Source organism: Micromonospora sp. PLK6-60 (assembly GCF_019890675.1).
Taxonomy (GTDB): Bacteria; Actinomycetota; Actinomycetes; order Mycobacteriales; family Micromonosporaceae; genus Micromonospora.
On the sequence record NZ_JAIOAA010000003.1, the window covers coordinates 598,153 to 613,952 of the forward strand.

Here is a 15,800-nt window from a genome sequence, read left to right on the forward strand (position 1 = left end):
TCACCGCTCGTCCTCGATGAACCGGGGACGAGCGATCATCATGCCCGCCGCCGTCTGCACGGCGAGCGCCACGAGCAGGAAGCCGATCGGCGCGGTCCAGCCCCCGGTCGCCTCGTAGAGGATGCCGACCAGCAGCGGGCCCAGCGCGGCGATCACGTAGCCGGTGCTCTGCGCGAAGGCCGACAGGGCCACCGTCCCGTCGGCGGTGCGGGCGCGCAGCCCGATGGTGGTCAGGATCAGCGGGAACGCGCCCTGGCCGAGGGCGAGCAGCAGCACCCAGAGCGGCGCCAGGCCGCGCGGGGCCAGCGCCAGGCCGAGGTACGCGGCGGCGGAGAACGCGGTCAGCGACAGCACCAGCGGCCGCAGCGTGCGCAGCCGGCCGGCCAGGGTGGGCATCGCCAGCGCCACCGGCACGCCGAGCGCGGTCACCCCGGCGAGCAGCAGCCCGGCGGTCTCCGCCCGGTAACCGGCGTCCCGGAAGAGCTGGGCCAGCCAGCCCATGATCGCGTACCCGCTCAGCGACTGCGCCCCGAAGTACAGCGCCATGGCCCGCCCCAGCCCGGTCCGCCCGGGCGAGATCCGGACCCGGGCCGGGACGGCCGCCGGGGTCGCCGCCCGCCGGGCGGCGCGGGCCCGCAGCGCCAGCGGCACCCACGGGAGTACGGCCAGCGCGGCCATCCCGGCCCAGACGCCGAGCCCGGCCCGCCAGGAGCCGAAGGCGTGCGCCACCGGCACCGCGGACGCGGCGGCCACCGTCGTGCCCACGGTCAGCGCCATCGTGTACGCCCCGGTGACCAGCCCGGTGCGGTGCGGGAAGTGCTGCTTGACAAGCATCGGCAGCAGGATGTTCGCCACCGCGATGCCGGCCAGCGCCAGCGCGCTGGTGGCCACGAAGACCGCCGCCGAGTCGGTCACCACCCGCAGCACCTGCCCGACGGTGAGCGCCAGCATGGCCACCACCAGCACCCGGGCGGCCGGCCAGCGGCGGACCAGCCACGGGGTGAGCGCACCGAGGCCGGCGAAGGCGACGGTGGGCAGCGTGGTCACCACGCCGGCCATCGTCCCGGACAGGCCCAGCCCGGTGCGGACCTCGTCGAGCAGCGCGCCGAGGCTGGTCACCGCGGCCCGCAGGTTCACCGCCACCAGCAGCATGCCGACCAGCACCAGCACGCCGCCACCGAGCACCGGCCGGGCCGGCGTCGACCCCGCCGCCGGCGCAAGGCCGGGCCCGGACCGGCCGGCCTCCGCCGCCCGGCCGGGCGTCGCGTCGGTGGTCGGCGAGGGTGCGGCGGTGATCCGGTCGGCGACGGGCCCGTCGGCGCAGGCGGTTGGCGGGGTCATGAGGTCAACCTACAATCATGGGATGAATTTCGGCAGGAGTTGTAACCGGTGACACGCCCCGTCGATTCCCTCCCGGTGCCACCGCGTGGCCGCCGGGTGCACGAGACGACCGAGCAGCTCAGGGAGCGCATCCTCGGCGGCGAGTGGCCGGTGGGCACGCGCATCCCCACCGAGCCCCAACTGGTCGCCGCGCTCGGCGTGGGGCGGAACACCGTCCGCGAGGCGGTCCGGGCACTGGTGCACGCGGGGGTGCTGGAGCCCCGCCAGGGCTCCGGGACGTACGTGATCTCCACCGACGAGCTGGCCCCGGTGGTGGCCCGGCGGCTCACCGACGACCGGATGGCCGAGGTGGTCGAGGTGCGGCGGGCCTTCGAGGTGGAGGCCGCCCGGCTGGCCGCGCTGCGGCGTACGCCCGAGGACCTGGCGGCGCTCGACGGCGCGCTCGCCGCTCGCGAGGCGGCCTGGCACGGCGGCCGGGTGGACGACTTCGTCGAGGCCGACGCGGCGCTGCACACGGCAGTGGTGGCCGCCGCGCACAACGCCATGCTCGCCGAGCTGTACGCCTCGGTCGGCACCGCGCTGCGCAGCACCGTCGCCCAGGCCATGGGCGAGGCGCTACGCCCCGAACGCTACGTCGACCACGGCCGGCTGGTGTCCGCCATCCGGGACGGCGATCCGCACCGGGCAGCGATCGAGGCCGGTGCTTTTCTGGAGTCGCCACGCGGGGCATAGGTTGTCCCCGACGGAAAACCGGACAGCACGGGAGTACGGATGCTCAAGGGCTTCAAAGACTTCATCATGCGCGGCAACGTGGTCGACCTGGCGGTCGGTATCGTCATCGGCGCCGCCTTCACCGGCCTGGTCACCCAGTTCACGAAGTCGTTCCTGGAACCGCTGATCAGGGCGCTGGGCGGCGGCGAGGACCAGTTCTCGGGCTCCTGGGAGATCACCAAGGACAACTACATCGACTGGGCCGCGTTCGTCAACGCGATCATCACCTTCCTGTTGACCGCCGCGGTGCTCTACTTCCTGGTGGTCTACCCGATGAACAGGCTCGCCGAGCGCCGCCGCCGGGGCGAGGAGCCGCCGCCCGCCGCGCCGAGCGAGGAGGTCAAGCTGCTCACCGAGATCCGGGACGCCCTGGTCGCCGCCGGCCAGGCCGCACCCGGCCAGGCGGTGCCCGGCCAGCACCGCGGCGCCCTGGACGACGTACTCGGTCGCCGCACGGACCCGCCGGCCCCGCGCTGACCCCCAGCCCGGCCCGGGCCGGGCGGAAGACGGTTCGGCCGAGAGGCGGCAGTTAGCGGCTTCCGAGCCCGCCGACGGCACGACATGCCGCAAGTGACGTTCCACAACCCACGCACGTCCGGCCTTCGCGGGGATCCGCGGGGGTCGGACGTGTGTCGTACACATGTTCGATAGAGTGCCGCCATGGAGCAGCGTAAGCACTGGTGGAACGGCAAGTGGGGGCGGCTGGCGCGGCGGGACGTCTTCCTCCGGGTGGACGCCGACCGCTGGCACGTCGAGCAGCGCGCCGGCGGCGCCGAGGGGGTCTCCCAGTTCTACGAGTACGCCACCGCCGAGGAGGCCGAGGAGACCGTGCGCGCCCTGCTCACCGGCCCGGACACCTGGCGCGAACTCTCCCCCCGCTGAGCCGGCCGGGCTCGGCGGGATCCGAAGCCTTGGCGGTCAGGCACTCCCGCGAGCGTGATACCTCTGCGGAATATTTATACCTCTCAGGTATCACGCTCGATTTCGTCCCGCCGGCCACCCGCGGCGGCCACCGGATCGACGCGGGCGTTTAGCGGGTGGGCGGGGCGGGAACCGCGCCAGGATGGAGCAGCAGGGCGTTGAGGAGCAGGCGGTGCTGTCCCGGGTCACCACCGGGATGGCGGTGGTGGACGCCAACGGCCGCGAGGTCGGCACGGTGGACCTGGTCCAGCGCGGCGATCCGGCCGCGGTGACCGTCCAGGCGCCCACCCCCGACCCGGGCGGCAGCCTGGACGAGCTGATCGAGTCCGCCGCGGTCGAGGAGCCGGACGTGCCCGCCGACCTCGCCGCCCGGCTGCTGCGCACCGGCTACCTCAAGGTCACCAGCGACCTGGCCCGCACCGGCGCGGTCTACGTGCTGGCCGACCAGATCGCCACGGTCACCGACGGTCGGGTCCACCTCGACGTGCCGGCGGCCGACCTCCAGCCCGAGCAGTGACTCACCGGGTCGGCGGCGCCGTCAACGGGGTCGGCGGCAGTGGGAGCGGCAGCCCCGGCAGCCCGTCGATGCTCGTCGCCACGTGGTCCTTCTTCGCGAAGTACGCGTCCAGCGACGCGTCGTCCTCCCGGGCGAAGCGCCGGGCGTGCAGGTCACGGTCCTGCTGGTAGCTCATCAACGGCACCGCGTAGCCGCAGGTGTCCCGGATCAGCTCGGCGCGCACCAGGATGATCGCGCGCAGCCCGTGCTGGCTGTGGTCGATCTCCGGGAAGTGGGCGATCAGCTCCGCCCAGCGGGGGTCGTCGCGGAAGACCGGCTCACCCCGGCCGTGCACCCGGACGATGTTCGGCGGCCCGGAGAAGGCGCACCACATCAGCGTGATCCGGCCGTTCTCCCGCAGGTGGGCGACGGTCTCGGCGTTGCTCCCGGCGAAGTCCAGGTAGGCCACCGTCAGCTCGTCGAGGACGGCGAGCGAGCCGGTGAGGCCCTTGGGCGAGAGGTTGACGGTGCCGTCGGCGTCGAGCGGCGCGGTGGCGGTGAAGAAGAGGGGCTGGGACAGGATGAAGTCCCGGAGACGGCCGTCGATCCGGGGGTACGTCTTTCCCATGCCGTCCAGTATCCCCGCCCGCCCGGCCACCGTGGGCCCTGTGGATCAGCCGGCGGGCGGCGCGGAGACCGGCACCCGGTGCCGCACCGCCCAGAGCGCCGCCTCGGTACGCGACGCCGAGCCGGTCTTGCGCAGCAGGTTCGACACGTGCACGGTCACCGTGCGCACCGAGATGCCCAGCGCCCGGGCAGCCTGCTTGTTGGACATCCCAGCGACCAGGCAACCGAGCACCTCGACCTCCCGCCCGGTCAGCTCGGGCGGCGCCGCCGGCCGGGGCAGCGGCGGCCGGTCGGGCGGCGGCGGCCCGGCCAGCGCGGCCGGCCCCTGCCCGGCATGGGTGGCCAGCAGCTCGGTCAGCGCGTACGGGTTGCCGCCGGTGCGCTGCCAGACCGTGGCGACCAGCGGATCGGCGGGCCGGCGACCGTAGACCTGGGTCAGCAGCTCGGCGACCTGGTCGGCGGTGAGCGGGCGCAGGTGCTGGCGGACCGCGCCGGGCGCCCCGTGCAGGCGGGCCAACGCCCGGCGGGTGAGTTCCGGCACCACCGCGTCCGCGGCCGGACGGCTCGCCACGATCAGCAGGGCCGGCAGCTCCGGCGCGACGGCCAGCTCGCCGATCAGGTTGAGGCTCGCCGGGTCCAGCGCGTGCAGATCCTCCACCACCAGCACCGCCGGCCCGGCGCCGACCAGCCCACGCACCACCCGCACGGCGAGTCGCAGCAGCGTGTCCGGAGCGTAGCGTTCCAGTGGCACGGTGGGTTGCTGGCCGAGCCAGGCCAGCGCGTCCGGCGGAAGGTCGAGACCGGTGGTGTCCCGCCCGCTGAGCACCGCCGCCAACCAGTCGTACGGGGCCGGGCTGTGCACCCGGGCCGCGCCGGAGAGCACCGCGGCCGGGCGCGGGGTGAACCGCGCCAGGGCCGCCGCGACCAGCAAACTCTTGCCCACCCCGGCGGCACCGGTGAGCACCGTGACGGCGGGTGTCGGCCGACCGTCACCGGCCACGGTCGACCAGACCCGGTCGAGCTCCGCCAGCTCGCCGGCGCGTCCCACCATCGACACCGGCATCATCTACTTCACCCTACGTACTAGTGCGTAGAGACGGCGGCGGGGATTTCTTGGCAAGCTGGACCCCATGACGCTCATCCTCCGCTCGGCCATCCTCAACGATGTCGGCCTGGTTCGCACCAACAACGAGGACTCCGCCCTCGCCGGTGACCGCCTCGTGGCGGTGGCCGACGGCATGGGTGGCCTGCCCGCGGGGGAGGTGGCGAGCGAGATCGTGATCCGGATCCTGGACGAGCTCACCCCGCCGGACACCCCCGCCGAGGCCGGCAACGCGCTGCGGGCCGTGGTGAGCACCGCCAACCAGCGCATCCGCGCGGCCATCGACGTCGACCCGGCGCGGGACGGCATGGGCACCACGCTCACCGCCGCGCTGCTGGCCGGCGACGCCCTGGTGCTCGCCCAGGTCGGCGACTCCCGCTGCTATCTGCTGCGCGACGGCGAACTGTCCCAGCTCACCCGGGACGACACGTTCGTCCAGGCACTGGTGGACCAGGGCGCGCTCACCCCCGAGCAGGCTCGGCACCACCCGCAGCGGTCGCTGGTCACCCGGGCCGTGCAGGGCTCGGACACCCCACCCGCGGTCGGCGTGCTCACCGTCGTCGCCGGTGACCGGCTGCTGCTCTGCACCGACGGGCTCTCGGACTACGTCGAGGACGAGGTGATCGCCCAGACCCTGACCGTGTACGGCGACCGCCAGCACTGCGGCGAGCAGCTGGTCAAGCTGGCCCACCAGGCCGGCGCGCCGGACAACGTGACGGTGGTGGTCGCCGACGTCACGCGGCCCTGACCGGCCCCGCCGCGCCGGGCCGCCGGCACCCAATGCGGTTGCGGCGGTCGGCGGGCCGGGTTGGGATGGACGGGTGCGCATTCGCCGTCTGGCCGCCGAGGAACGACTGACCGACAGCTTCCCCCTCCAGGGGTACGCCTTCGAGGCGTCCCCGTTGAGCGCCGCCCGGACGGAGGAGTTCCGCGCCTACCTGCCCTACAACTCGGGCAACCGGACGCTGGTGGCCGAGGAGGACGGCGAGGCGGTGGCCGCCGCCTCGGCGATCCCGATGCGGCAGAACCTGCGCGGTCGGGTGCTCCCGATGGCCGGGGTGGCCGGGGTGGCCACCCATCCGCTGGCCCGTCGCCGGGGCCACGTCCGCACGCTGCTGCACCGGCTGCTCGACGAGATGCGCGACGAGGGGCATGCGCTGACCGCCCTCTATCCGTTCCGGGCCTCGTTCTACGAGCGGTTCGGCTACGTCGGGTTGCCCGCGCGGCGGCGGGTCACCCTCGCCCCGGCCGACCTCGCCCCGCTGCTGCGCGCCGACCTCCCGGGTGAGCTGGGTTGGCAGCGGATCGCCGCCGGCTGGACCCGCTACCAGGCGTACACCCAGCGGTGCCTGGACGACCGGCACGGCTTCGCGCTCTTCCCCGAGTTCCGCGCGGTCGGGCTGCGCGACCGGGACGACCGCTGGCTGCTCACCGCGCAGATCGGCGGCGGCACCGTCGGCGCGGTGACCTACCGGATCGACGACCACGGCGGCGAGCTGGTCGCCGACGACCTGCTCGCCGACGACCCGTACGCCCGGGCGCTGCTGCTCCAGTTCTTCGCCCGGCACGTCGACCAGGTGGACCGGGTCAGCTTCGCGGTCCCCGCCGACGCGCTGCCCGAGCTGTGGCTGACCGACCTGTCGGTCCGGGTCGAGGCGCGGGTGGCCGGGCCGAAGTCGCCCGCCCCGATGGCCCGGCTGCTGTCGGTGGACGCGTTGACCGGCCTGCCCGCCGGCCCGGGCCGGGTCCGGGTCGAGCTGGCCGGCGACCGGTGGCTGGCCGGCGCGTACCTGCTCGACGGGGCGACCGGCCGGCTGGAGCTGGTGGCCGACCGGGCGGCACCGGGCGTGCCGTCGGTGACCCTCACCGCGGCCGGGCTCTCCGCCCTCGCGTACGGGGTGCTGGACCCGGCGGAGGTCGCGGTGCGCGGGCTCGGCTCGGTGCCGACCGACGCGGTGGTCGAGCTGCGCCGGCTCTTCCCGCGCGCGCTGCCGTACCTGTTCGCCGACTTCTGACCGGGCTCACCACCGCCCGTCGGCGCGGAGCACCCGCTCGCCGGAGACGTACAGGTCGTCGGGGGCGAGCAGGAGCAGCCGGACGACCTCCGCGGCGACCTGCTCCGGCAGGGCGTACACGTCGTCGCGGAAGTCGTCGCCGACGCGCTCCTGCAACCGGGTGGGCATCGGCCCCGGGTGCAGCTGCATCACCTTGATCCGGTTGCTTCGCTGCGCCTGCGCCAGCGACTCGACCAGGCTGCTGCCGTAGCTCTTGGTGGCCCGGTAGACGGGGATGCCGGGCCGGGGGGTGGACACCGCCGTCGCGCCCACCCACACCACGTTGCCGTAGCCCTGCCGCCGCAGGTGGTGCACCGCCTCCTTCAGCACGTACGTGGTGCCGAGGGCGTTGACCTCGACCGCCCGGCGGATCCGCTCCGGGGAGAGGTCCTCGAGATCGCCGCCGGCCCAGATGGAGGCGGCGGCGAGCACCCCGTCGATGACGCCCCACCGCTCGGCCAGCCCGGCGAACGCCTCCCGGACCTGCCCGTACGAGGAGACGTCGCAGACGCTGCCGTCGCAGCCCAGCTCGTCGCTGATCGCGGCCACCTCGTCGGCCCGGTCGCCGAGCACAGCGACCCGGTACTCGTCGACGAGCAGCCGGGCCACGGCCAGCCCGAGGCCGCTCGTCCCGCCGACCACCACGAAGGATCTGGCGTCCATGTCCCTCCCCGCCGCCGTCGCGCGAACGGGGAGGGCTTCCCGCTTTTCGGCCGGGCACACCCGGGGTACCGTCCGCCGAATGCCGGAGTGGTTGCAAGCGGGCGGGTGGGGGTTGCTGGCGGGGTCGGCCCTGCTGGTCGGCGCGGCGGCGGGTTGGTTCGCCCGGGTGCCCCGGCGGCTGATCGCCTCGATCATGGCGTTCGGAGCGGGCGTGCTGCTCTCCGCCGTGTCGTTCGAGCTGATCGACGAGGCGCACGAGCTGGGCGGGCTGCTGCCCACCGCGGTGGGCGCCGCGGTCGGGGCGCTGGCGTACACCGGGGCGAACGTGCTGCTGGCCCGGCGGGGTGCCCGGCACCGCAAGCGCTCCGGCGACGAGCAGCCCTCCGAGCAGGAGCAGCCCGGTTCCGGGTCGGCGATCGCGGTGGGCGCGCTGCTGGACGGCGTACCCGAATCGGTGGTGATCGGCGCGAGCCTGCTGACCGGCGGCCCGGTCAGCCTGGTCACCGTGGTCGCGGTCTTCCTCAGCAACGTGCCGGAGGGCCTCTCCAGCGCCGCCGGGATGCGTCAGGCCGGCCGCTCCGGGCGGTACGTCTTCCTGCTCTGGCTGTCGATCGCCCTGGTCAGCGGCGTGGCGGCGCTGGCCGGCTACGCGCTGCTGGGCGGGGCGCCGCCGGAGGTGCTGGCGAGCATCACCGCGCTGGCGGCGGGCGCGATCCTCGCCATGATCACCGACACCATGGTCCCGGAGGCGTTCGAGGACGCCCACCTGCTGGTCGGCCTGATCACCGTGGCCGGCTTCCTGACCGCCTTCGCCCTCTCCCGCGCCTGAGGTTCCTCGGCGCGGCTGCCGGGCACGGCACGCCGGGCACCGGCGACGATCCCGGCTTAGCGCCGGGTTAAGACTTCCCCGACGGCTCGTGCCGCCGGTGTCGCGGCCCCTAGGCTCGGCCGGTGCGCGTGAAGTCCCTTGTCGTCCCGCTCGTCCTCGCCGTCGCCGTCGTCACCCTGCCGGCCCGCGGCGATGGCGACCCGCCGCCGGCCGCCCCGGCGGCCTGGTCGGCCGAGCCCACCACCCCGGGCGACGCCACCACGCCCGCCGGCACCGCCACGCCGAGCGGGTCGCCGAGCGCCTCCGCCCGGCCCAGCCGCACCCCGTCCCCGGCGGCGAAGCCCACCCGCTCCCCCGCACCGGCGTTCCGGGCCGGCAACCCGGACGGCAGGGCGGCGGTACCGGCCGAGGCCCGGGCGGTCGACACCTCCCGGCCCACCCGGACCGTGGGCCGGGGCACCCCGGCGAGCTGCACCTCCGACGCGGTGGTGCGGGCCGTCGCGGCCGGCGGGATCATCACCTTCGACTGCGGGCCGGCGCCGGTGACCATCCGGATGACGGCGACCGCGAAGGTCCGCAACGCCAACGGGCCGCAGGTCGTCCTGGACGGCGGCGGCAAGGTGACCCTCTCCGGCGGCGGCCAGCGGCGCATCCTCTACATGAACACCTGTGACCAGGCGCAGGGCTGGACCACCTCGCACTGCCAGAACCAGGACCACCCCCGGCTCACCGTGCAGAACCTCACCTTCACCGGCGGCAACTCCACCGGGGACCGGGCCGAGGGCGGCGGTGGCGGCGCGATCTTCGTCCGCGGCGGGCGCCTGAAGGTGGTCAACTCCCGGTTCGTCGACAACCGCTGCGACCGGACCGGCCCGGACCTGGGCGGGGCGGCGATCCGGGTGCTCAGCCAGTACGACAACCAGCCGGTGTACGTCGTGCGCAGCACCTTCACCGGCGGGGTCTGCGCGAACGGGGCGGCGCTGAGCAGCATCGGCGTCTCCTGGACGGTGCTGAACAGCCTCTTCACCGGCAACCGGGCGGTCGGCAACGGCGCGAACCCGGCCCGGTCCGGCACCCCGGGCGGCGGCAGCGGCGGCGCCATCTACTGCGACGGCAACACCTTCCGGCTGCGCATCGCCGGCAGCGTGATCCGGGACAACAAGGCCACCGAGGGCGGCGGCGCGATCTTCTTCGTCAGCAACGACCGCACCGGCACCCTGAAGATCGAGAACTCCACCCTGCGCAACAACCCCAGCCAGGGCTTCGAAACCAAGGGCCTCCCCGGCATCTTCTTCCTGGGCGCCTCCGCCACCCTCCCCTGACCCCCGCTCTTCCCCGCCCCACCCCCTGCCCCCGCCCCGTTGATCATGAAGTTTGCGTCGGCTCACCGGCGTGTCGCAGACGCAAAGTTCATGATCAACTCGGAAGTCCGGTCAGGGCGGGAGTTCGGTCAGTAGGGGTTGGAGTGGCCGGGGGGTTTGGCCTTGAGGAGGGCGGTGGGGCGGCCGGGGAGGTCGGGGCTGGTCGAGAGTGGGGGGCTGGGGGTGCCGGCTTGGGTGGACATGCCGGTGAAGAGGTCCTTGAGGGCGGTCAGGGCGTCTACCTGGGGGTGCCAGCCGAGTTCGGTTTCGGCGCGGTGGCTGGACATCAGGGGGGCGGCCAGGGCCAGCTCGACCCAGCCGGCGTCGACCGGTTGCAGGCGGGCATGCCAGGTCAGCCGGGCGGCGGCGCGCAGCACCGGGGCGGCCACCGGCACCGTCCAGCCGTGGAAGTGCCGGGCCACCAGCTCCGGGCTGAGCACCGGGTCCGCCGCGACGTTGAACGCGCCGCGCGCGTCGCCCAGCACTGCCCGGGCGTACGCGTCGGCGACGTCGTCGGCGTGCACGCCCTGCATCCGCAGCCGGCGGTGCGCCGGGACCAGCGGGAGCCGGCCGTACCGGAGCAGCCGGACCGGGGCGAGCGGGCCGAGGAAGTAACGGGCGATCTCCGTGCCGGCGTCCCGCTGGAAGATCAGCCCCGGCCGCAGGCGTACCACCCGCAGCGACGGGTGCTCCGCCTCCACGGCGTCCAGCACCGCCTCCACCTCGGCCTTGTCCCGGCTGTACGACGACCCGGGCACCCCGGTCGCCGGCCACCGCTCACTGACCGGGTGATCCTTCGGGCCGGGCGCGTAGGTGCCGACGGACGAGGCGTAAACCAGGGCCGGGACGCCGGCGCGCAGCACCGCGTCGACGACGGCCCGGCTGCCACCCACGTTGGTCCGGTGCAGCGTGCGCTGGTCGTGGCTGGGCTGGATCTGCCAGGCCAGGTGCACCACCGCCGCCGCCCCGGCGAAGATCTCGGCCAGCCGGTCGGCGGCGCCCGGCGCACCCACGTCGCAGGAGTGCCACCGCACCCCGTCGTACGGCTCACCGGCGTCCGCGCCGGGCAGCCGGCGGGCCACCCCGACCAGTTCCACCCCGGACTCCCGGCCCAACCGGCGCAGCACGGCGGTGCCCGCGTTGCCGCTGGCCCCCACGATCACGATCCGCATGCCTGCCCCCGTACCCGTTGAACCGGACCCCAACCACCGGCGGCCGCTCCCCGGCCGGCGCCGCCCGCCCCGGTCAGGCTCGGTCGACCGTCAGCGCCACCACCAGGCAGGCGAAGGCCGCCACACTCGTCACCGTCCGGGCCAGGTTCCACCGCACCCACGGCCGCTCGAAGTCGACCCGCACCGCCGCCAGGTCGGCAATCTCGTCGACCGGCCCGGCCGCCTCCAGCCGGTTGTTCAACGGCACGCTCCAGGCCATCGTGATCGCCAGCGTGGCGAGGTAGAGCACCAGCCCGGCGACCGACCAGAGCAGCACCGGCCCGCCGACGCCCAGGTGCAGCACCACCGCCAGGCCGCCGAGCAGCGCCGCGCCCAGGAACGCCGTCAGGAACCACCCGTTCAGGATCCGCCGGTTGATCCACCGCATCGTCCCGACCAGGGTCCGGTCGTCGGTCGCGGCCAGACCCGGCATGACCGAGCAGGCGTACGCGAAGAAGAGCCCGCCCATCAGCCCGGTCAGCAGGGTCGCGGCGGCCAGCACGAGAGTACGCAGCGATGTCATGCCCGACAGCCAACCGTGTCTCGGGTGGGGTCGGCCACCCGCCCAACGGCTCGATGCGGACGGGCCGATCCATCGACGGGGAAAGCCGGCGGTCGAGCCGGCTAAGCTGCTGGCTGATGCACGATGCCCATGCGGAGTTCTCGCGCGTCACCGAACAGGTCGTGCCGCTGACGCGGCTGGCCGATCGTACTGCGGTCGGCTCCCTCGCAGGCCAGTTGGACCTCTCCGGCGACTGGGACTCACCCGAGACCAACGCCGAACTTGCCGGTGACTTCGGTACGGGCGGAGTCGCCGTGGTGTGACGCCGGGTCGTGCACTTCCAGGTAGCCCGCCGCACGTGTCCCGGTGCGCAGGGCTCGCTGATCGCGGCTGGGAGCGGGGTCCGGTAGCCTGAGGCCGCGGGCCGCTAGCTCAATGGCAGAGCTGTGGACTTTTAATCCATAGGTTCAGGGTTCGAGTCCCTGGCGGCCCACTCCGTTCCAGCTCAGCGGCCCTTTCTAGGGCCGCTGTCTTTGTGGGTGCGGCTCGTACAGCAGCGAAGTACAGCAGTAGCCGCCTACAGACTTGATGACGTAAACGAATCACGCCTCACCGGTCGAGTGCGTTGCCGAGGCGCTTGAGGGCGTCGCGGGTGGCCGCCGAGGAGACGACCGTGTAGATCTCCATGGTGATGGCGAACTGTGCGTGGCGAAGGATCTGCATCGCCACCCGGGGGTGCACGTCCAGGTCGGCCAGGAGCGAGGCGCAGGTCCGCCGGGCGTCCCTGACGGTGATCCGCCGAACGCCGGCCGCATCGCAGCGGCGGTCCCAGAAACGGTTGAAGTTGCGCGGCTCGACCGGCCGGCCGTAGCGGGTGGTGAAGATCAGGTCGGATGGCTGCCAGGCCGGGCCGGCGGCGTCCCGGGCGGTTGTCTGCGCGGCGCGGCGACGGCCGAGCGCGACGGTGCAGATGCCGGGCAGCGGCAGGGTAGCGTCCGAGGCGGCCGTCTTCGTCTCCCGGTGCAGCAGCTCGGCACCGACCCGCTGGAGCTGCCGATCGATGGTCAACTCCCCCGCGTCGAGGTCGACGTCAGCCCAGGTGAGCCCCAACATCTCGCCCTTGCGCAGACCGAGCACCAGGACCAGGACGTACGCGGCGTAGAGCGGGTCGTCGTCGGCGCGGGCCGACTCCAGGAAGCGCCGTGCCTCGTCGCTCGTCCACGCCTTCCGCTTGCGCTTCCGTACCGGCGGCAGCTTGACCAGGGACGCGACGTTGCGGCTGATTTGCCCTTCGGTGATCGCCTGGGACAGCAGCGTCCGGAGGACGGTTCGCAGGTGGGTGACGCTGGTTGTCGAGGGCAGATCATGGCAGCAGCGGCCGAGGGCACAGCAGCGACGCTGGGCGGGCTTGCGCCGCTCGTCCTTGCCCTGGGCGCAGCACTGGCAGGTTCGCCCAACCTCGTTGATCCAGGTCTGCACGTCGCTGACCCGGAGCTTGTCGAGGCGTTTCCGGCCCAGCCCTGGCACGAGGTAGAGCCGGACCACCACCTCGTAGGTGACGTAGCTGCCCGGGGCCAGGTTCGGCTTGACGATCTCCCGCAGCCAGTAGCCGGCGTACTCCCCCACCGTCGGAGAGCGGGTCGCCACCGGGCCGGCCTTGGCTTGCCCGTGCAACTTGATCCACTTGTCGTGGACCTCCTCGCGGGTCTTGCCGTAGACCCACTTCCGCCCCCGCTTGCCGTCCGGCTTCTCCACCCACACGTAGGCGGCGAAGCCGTTGCGGTACGGGAAGATCGACCCTTCACCGTTGGCTCGGGCACGCCCGGGCATCAGGCCGCCTCCTGCCGCTCGACCTGGTCACGGATGTACTCGTCGACCCATTCGGGGAGGATGCGGCGGTACTTGCCGTCCTTGATGGAGCGCAGCTCGCCGGTGGCGATCTTCATCTTCACCTTGGAGATGCCGAAGCCGAGCAGGACGGCGACGTCGGCCGGCGTGGCTTCGGTGGCCTTGGTGGCGTACTTGGCCAGGTAGGCGGCCACCTTGCCGTCGGTCAACTCGCCGGGAGCGGTGTTGATGCGTCGGACGTCGACCTGCTTGCCCCAGGCGATCAGCCAGCCTTGGGGCTTGTCGGGGTGCGGTGGTGTGGTGACGGTGATCTGCCGGGCGGCGGCGTGGATCGCGTCTGCCAGGTCATCGAGGGTGATGCCGGCCGGTGGCGACACGAGGGCGTCCGGGTCGTCGGGGTCGACGCCGTCGAGGCGTAGCAGGACGTGGAAGTGCACGGCGGCGCGGCGTTGCATCTCGGCGACCTTGCCGTGGGAGACCCGCACGGGCGGCACCCAGCGGACCTTGCCGGAGGCGGTGACGACCCGGACGAAGGGGAGGCCGCGCTTGCGGCAGAGGGCGGCGAGGTGGCGTTCAATGGCCTGCTTGGTGCGCCGCCACAGCTCGCCGGAGAAGTAGTTCCAGACGACCTGGTGGTCGTGGTCGTAGCAGTCGAGGCACAACGGCTGCCCGAGCCGCGGGTCGTCGGCGTCGTGGCGGGCGAAGCACGCTGCGGGTTGCCCGTGTGGGCAGGTGCCGGCGTTGCTGCGGGCGTGGCAGGGGGCGGGTCGGCACTGGCAGCGTTGCCGGTGGCGGCAGGTGTGGCGGGGGACGTGGCGGTGGTGGACCGGGCCGAAGGAGGGGGCGGTGAAGGTGGCGAAGACGACCGGGTGCCGGCCGACCGAGGCGGGGACGCCCTTGCCGCCGGTCAGACCGCGACAGACGACTTGGTAGGCGTCGCCCCGGTAGACCCAGGCGCAGTCCGCGCACACCGATTCGCGGCGGTTGCCGCACGCCTTGTACAGCGTCCGGTCCGGCAGCTCGTCGGTGTGCAGCCGGCCAGTGATACGGCCAGTGTCTCGCTCGACGGCGGCGATGGTGCCGGTAAGGCGGATCGGGCGAGCACAGCCGCCGGCGGGGCGAGTGTGCTCCAGCCAGCCGGAGAACTCCGGCATGGCGGCGCGGTGCAGGACCTGGGCGTCACGGCCGACGGCGAGACCGGGCCGGTACAGGGTGAGCAGTGTGGACACGACTGTCTCCTCATCACGGGGTGGCAGGGACGGGAGACGAAGCACCACCAGCCGTGGACGCTGTGTCCGCTGGTGGTGTTCGTCGTGTCTCCTGGCACCGCCGAGAGGGCGGCTGACGCCGGAGGGCGGAGGCGTGGTCGTGCCACTTGCCGCCGATGGGTCATGTCCTTTCACGCTCATGAACCTGACGAATGAACCGGCACGGGTGGGGAGCCTGGGATATCGACATCCGGCGGGTTGCCGCAGGCTGGCCCCCACCCGTGGAGATGTGCGATTCCGGGCCATCGTGGACGGCAGGGAAGACCGTGCTGGGCCGCTCAGCGGATTCGGGAGGCCGGCACAGCGGCCGGTGCGATCGAGAGCCGGCGGGACGTGGCCCGCATCAGCGGCAGGAAGGCCGCTCAGCATCTCCGACGTCGAGTCCAGCGATCCGGCAGAAGGCCGCGCTAGCGTGCTCGACGAGCGCCAGAGTAGCACCGGGTACCGACACGTCAATCCGTCGTGACTCCTGCGGCAGAGGTGGGACGACCGGCTGCCGGCCGGTGTGGGAGGACTTTCTGTACGTCTATCAAGGCGGCCCGCAACGGGCCGCACGCGCCGTCGCCTGGGCGCGAACCCGTCGCTCCGCTGGCGCTCCGACTCCGGCCACGCAACACGCCCGGCGGCTGGCGCGGAAGCGAGAAGCCCAAAGGGCCGCCGCAGACGGCTAGGGCCGAGAGTGGTCGAGGTTCGTGGGCCGGCAGCCGACCGGGCGCGGCGGCCGTCGCACCGCCGCGCTGTAGGGCGAGTCGCCGCCGGCCGTGGTGGGGATGCGGCGCGAAGGATGCGGGGCCGCCCCTCCGACC

Annotated in this window: 15 protein-coding genes, 1 tRNA gene and 2 pseudogenes; 10 read left to right on the top strand and 8 right to left on the bottom strand. The window is 73.6% G+C overall.

The features are described 5' to 3' along the window. Positions 1-1,341, bottom strand: coding sequence for an MFS transporter (locus K7640_RS09070; protein WP_255608399.1), 1,341 nt, complete (start codon positions 1,339-1,341; stop codon positions 1-3). 48 nt (positions 1,342-1,389) lie between these two features. Here K7640_RS09070 and K7640_RS09075 point away from each other — a divergent pair, with 48 nt between their 5' ends. From K7640_RS09075 to K7640_RS09090, 4 genes and pseudogenes are all read left to right on the top strand, one after another. Continuing rightward, complete coding sequence (locus K7640_RS09075; protein ID WP_222954251.1) at positions 1,390-2,073, top strand: FadR/GntR family transcriptional regulator; 684 nt, start codon at positions 1,390-1,392, stop codon at positions 2,071-2,073. Positions 2,074-2,112: 39 nt separating this feature from the next. After that, positions 2,113-2,589 (top strand): large conductance mechanosensitive channel protein MscL, encoded by a 477-nt coding sequence (gene mscL, locus K7640_RS09080; protein WP_222954252.1) that lies wholly within the window; start codon positions 2,113-2,115, stop codon positions 2,587-2,589. Between the two features lie 183 nt (positions 2,590-2,772). Further along, a pseudogene (locus tag K7640_RS09085) lies at positions 2,773-3,052 on the top strand (hypothetical protein). 123 nt (positions 3,053-3,175) lie between these two features. After that, positions 3,176-3,550: a hypothetical protein gene (locus K7640_RS09090; RefSeq protein ID WP_222954254.1), complete on the top strand. Its 375-nt coding sequence runs from the start codon at positions 3,176-3,178 to the stop codon at positions 3,548-3,550. 1 nt (position 3,551) lies between these two features. On the opposite strand, the gene K7640_RS09095 is transcribed toward K7640_RS09090, so the two are convergent. Both K7640_RS09095 and K7640_RS09100 read right to left on the bottom strand, forming a co-directional pair. After that, on the bottom strand, positions 3,552-4,157 hold the full coding sequence (locus K7640_RS09095) for a pyridoxamine 5'-phosphate oxidase family protein (RefSeq protein WP_222954255.1): 606 nt from the start codon (positions 4,155-4,157) through the stop codon (positions 3,552-3,554). 45 nt (positions 4,158-4,202) lie between these two features. Beyond that, positions 4,203-5,222: an AAA family ATPase gene (locus K7640_RS09100; protein ID WP_222954256.1), complete on the bottom strand. Its 1,020-nt coding sequence runs from the start codon at positions 5,220-5,222 to the stop codon at positions 4,203-4,205. A gap of 64 nt (positions 5,223-5,286) precedes the next feature. On the opposite strand from K7640_RS09100, the gene K7640_RS09105 reads away from it, so the two are divergent. Both K7640_RS09105 and eis read left to right on the top strand, forming a co-directional pair. After that, positions 5,287-6,006: a PP2C family serine/threonine-protein phosphatase gene (locus K7640_RS09105; RefSeq protein WP_222954257.1), complete on the top strand. Its 720-nt coding sequence runs from the start codon at positions 5,287-5,289 to the stop codon at positions 6,004-6,006. Positions 6,007-6,079: 73 nt separating this feature from the next. Then, positions 6,080-7,273, top strand: coding sequence for an enhanced intracellular survival protein Eis (eis, locus tag K7640_RS09110; protein WP_222954258.1), 1,194 nt, complete (start codon positions 6,080-6,082; stop codon positions 7,271-7,273). A gap of 6 nt (positions 7,274-7,279) precedes the next feature. On the opposite strand, the gene K7640_RS09115 is transcribed toward eis, so the two are convergent. Further along, positions 7,280-7,975: an SDR family oxidoreductase gene (locus K7640_RS09115; RefSeq protein WP_222954259.1), complete on the bottom strand. Its 696-nt coding sequence runs from the start codon at positions 7,973-7,975 to the stop codon at positions 7,280-7,282. Positions 7,976-8,054: 79 nt separating this feature from the next. Between K7640_RS09115 and K7640_RS09120 the strand changes: the two genes are divergently transcribed. Together K7640_RS09120 and K7640_RS09125 are read left to right on the top strand one after the other, a co-directional pair. Then, positions 8,055-8,804, top strand: coding sequence for a ZIP family metal transporter (locus K7640_RS09120; RefSeq protein ID WP_222954260.1), 750 nt, complete (start codon positions 8,055-8,057; stop codon positions 8,802-8,804). A 128-nt stretch (positions 8,805-8,932) separates the two neighbouring features. Beyond that, entirely contained in the window at positions 8,933-10,126 is a 1,194-nt protein-coding gene (locus tag K7640_RS09125; RefSeq protein ID WP_374198076.1) for a hypothetical protein, read from the top strand. A gap of 128 nt (positions 10,127-10,254) precedes the next feature. On the opposite strand, the gene K7640_RS09130 is transcribed toward K7640_RS09125, so the two are convergent. After that, positions 10,255-11,337 (bottom strand): NAD-dependent epimerase/dehydratase family protein, encoded by a 1,083-nt coding sequence (locus K7640_RS09130; RefSeq protein WP_222954262.1) that lies wholly within the window; start codon positions 11,335-11,337, stop codon positions 10,255-10,257. A gap of 73 nt (positions 11,338-11,410) precedes the next feature. Then, the gene (locus K7640_RS09135) at positions 11,411-11,899 is read right to left on the bottom strand and encodes a DUF1772 domain-containing protein (protein WP_222954263.1); all 489 of its coding nucleotides are present in this window, start codon (positions 11,897-11,899) and stop codon (positions 11,411-11,413) included. Between the two features lie 116 nt (positions 11,900-12,015). Here K7640_RS09135 and K7640_RS09140 point away from each other — a divergent pair, with 116 nt between their 5' ends. Both K7640_RS09140 and K7640_RS09145 read left to right on the top strand, forming a co-directional pair. Further along, positions 12,016-12,201 (top strand): prevent-host-death protein, encoded by a 186-nt coding sequence (locus tag K7640_RS09140; RefSeq protein ID WP_222954382.1) that lies wholly within the window; start codon positions 12,016-12,018, stop codon positions 12,199-12,201. 98 nt (positions 12,202-12,299) lie between these two features. Beyond that, a tRNA-Lys gene (locus K7640_RS09145) sits at positions 12,300-12,371 on the top strand. Positions 12,372-12,487: 116 nt separating this feature from the next. Here K7640_RS09145 and K7640_RS09150 read toward each other — a convergent pair. Together K7640_RS09150 and K7640_RS09155 are read right to left on the bottom strand one after the other, a co-directional pair. Further along, positions 12,488-13,708 carry a site-specific integrase gene (locus tag K7640_RS09150; RefSeq protein WP_222954264.1) on the bottom strand — a complete coding sequence of 407 codons (1,221 nt, stop codon included), beginning with the start codon at positions 13,706-13,708 and terminating at the stop codon, positions 12,488-12,490. Between the two features lie 164 nt (positions 13,709-13,872). After that, positions 13,873-14,955: pseudogene (locus K7640_RS09155) on the bottom strand (replication initiator); the annotation flags it as partial. Positions 14,956-15,800: the final 845 nt, after the last annotated feature.

What these genes read in the sequence shown, in the direction of transcription:
- mscL (WP_222954252.1), top strand. Translation starts at nt 2,113, where the DNA reads ATGCTCAAGGGCTTCAAAGACTTCATCATGCGCGGCAACGTGGTCGAC.
- K7640_RS09130 (WP_222954262.1), bottom strand. Translation starts at nt 11,337, where the DNA reads ATGCGGATCGTGATCGTGGGGGCCAGCGGCAACGCGGGCACCGCCGTG.
- K7640_RS09120 (WP_222954260.1), top strand. Translation starts at nt 8,055, where the DNA reads ATGCCGGAGTGGTTGCAAGCGGGCGGGTGGGGGTTGCTGGCGGGGTCG.
- K7640_RS09105 (WP_222954257.1), top strand. Translation starts at nt 5,287, where the DNA reads ATGACGCTCATCCTCCGCTCGGCCATCCTCAACGATGTCGGCCTGGTT.
- K7640_RS09135 (WP_222954263.1), bottom strand. Translation starts at nt 11,899, where the DNA reads ATGACATCGCTGCGTACTCTCGTGCTGGCCGCCGCGACCCTGCTGACC.
- K7640_RS09150 (WP_222954264.1), bottom strand. Translation starts at nt 13,708, where the DNA reads ATGCCCGGGCGTGCCCGAGCCAACGGTGAAGGGTCGATCTTCCCGTAC.
- K7640_RS09140 (WP_222954382.1), top strand. Translation starts at nt 12,016, where the DNA reads ATGCACGATGCCCATGCGGAGTTCTCGCGCGTCACCGAACAGGTCGTG.
- K7640_RS09070 (WP_255608399.1), bottom strand. Translation starts at nt 1,341, where the DNA reads ATGACCCCGCCAACCGCCTGCGCCGACGGGCCCGTCGCCGACCGGATC.
- K7640_RS09090 (WP_222954254.1), top strand. Translation starts at nt 3,176, where the DNA reads ATGGAGCAGCAGGGCGTTGAGGAGCAGGCGGTGCTGTCCCGGGTCACC.
- K7640_RS09095 (WP_222954255.1), bottom strand. Translation starts at nt 4,157, where the DNA reads ATGGGAAAGACGTACCCCCGGATCGACGGCCGTCTCCGGGACTTCATC.
- K7640_RS09115 (WP_222954259.1), bottom strand. Translation starts at nt 7,975, where the DNA reads ATGGACGCCAGATCCTTCGTGGTGGTCGGCGGGACGAGCGGCCTCGGG.
- K7640_RS09100 (WP_222954256.1), bottom strand. Translation starts at nt 5,222, where the DNA reads ATGATGCCGGTGTCGATGGTGGGACGCGCCGGCGAGCTGGCGGAGCTC.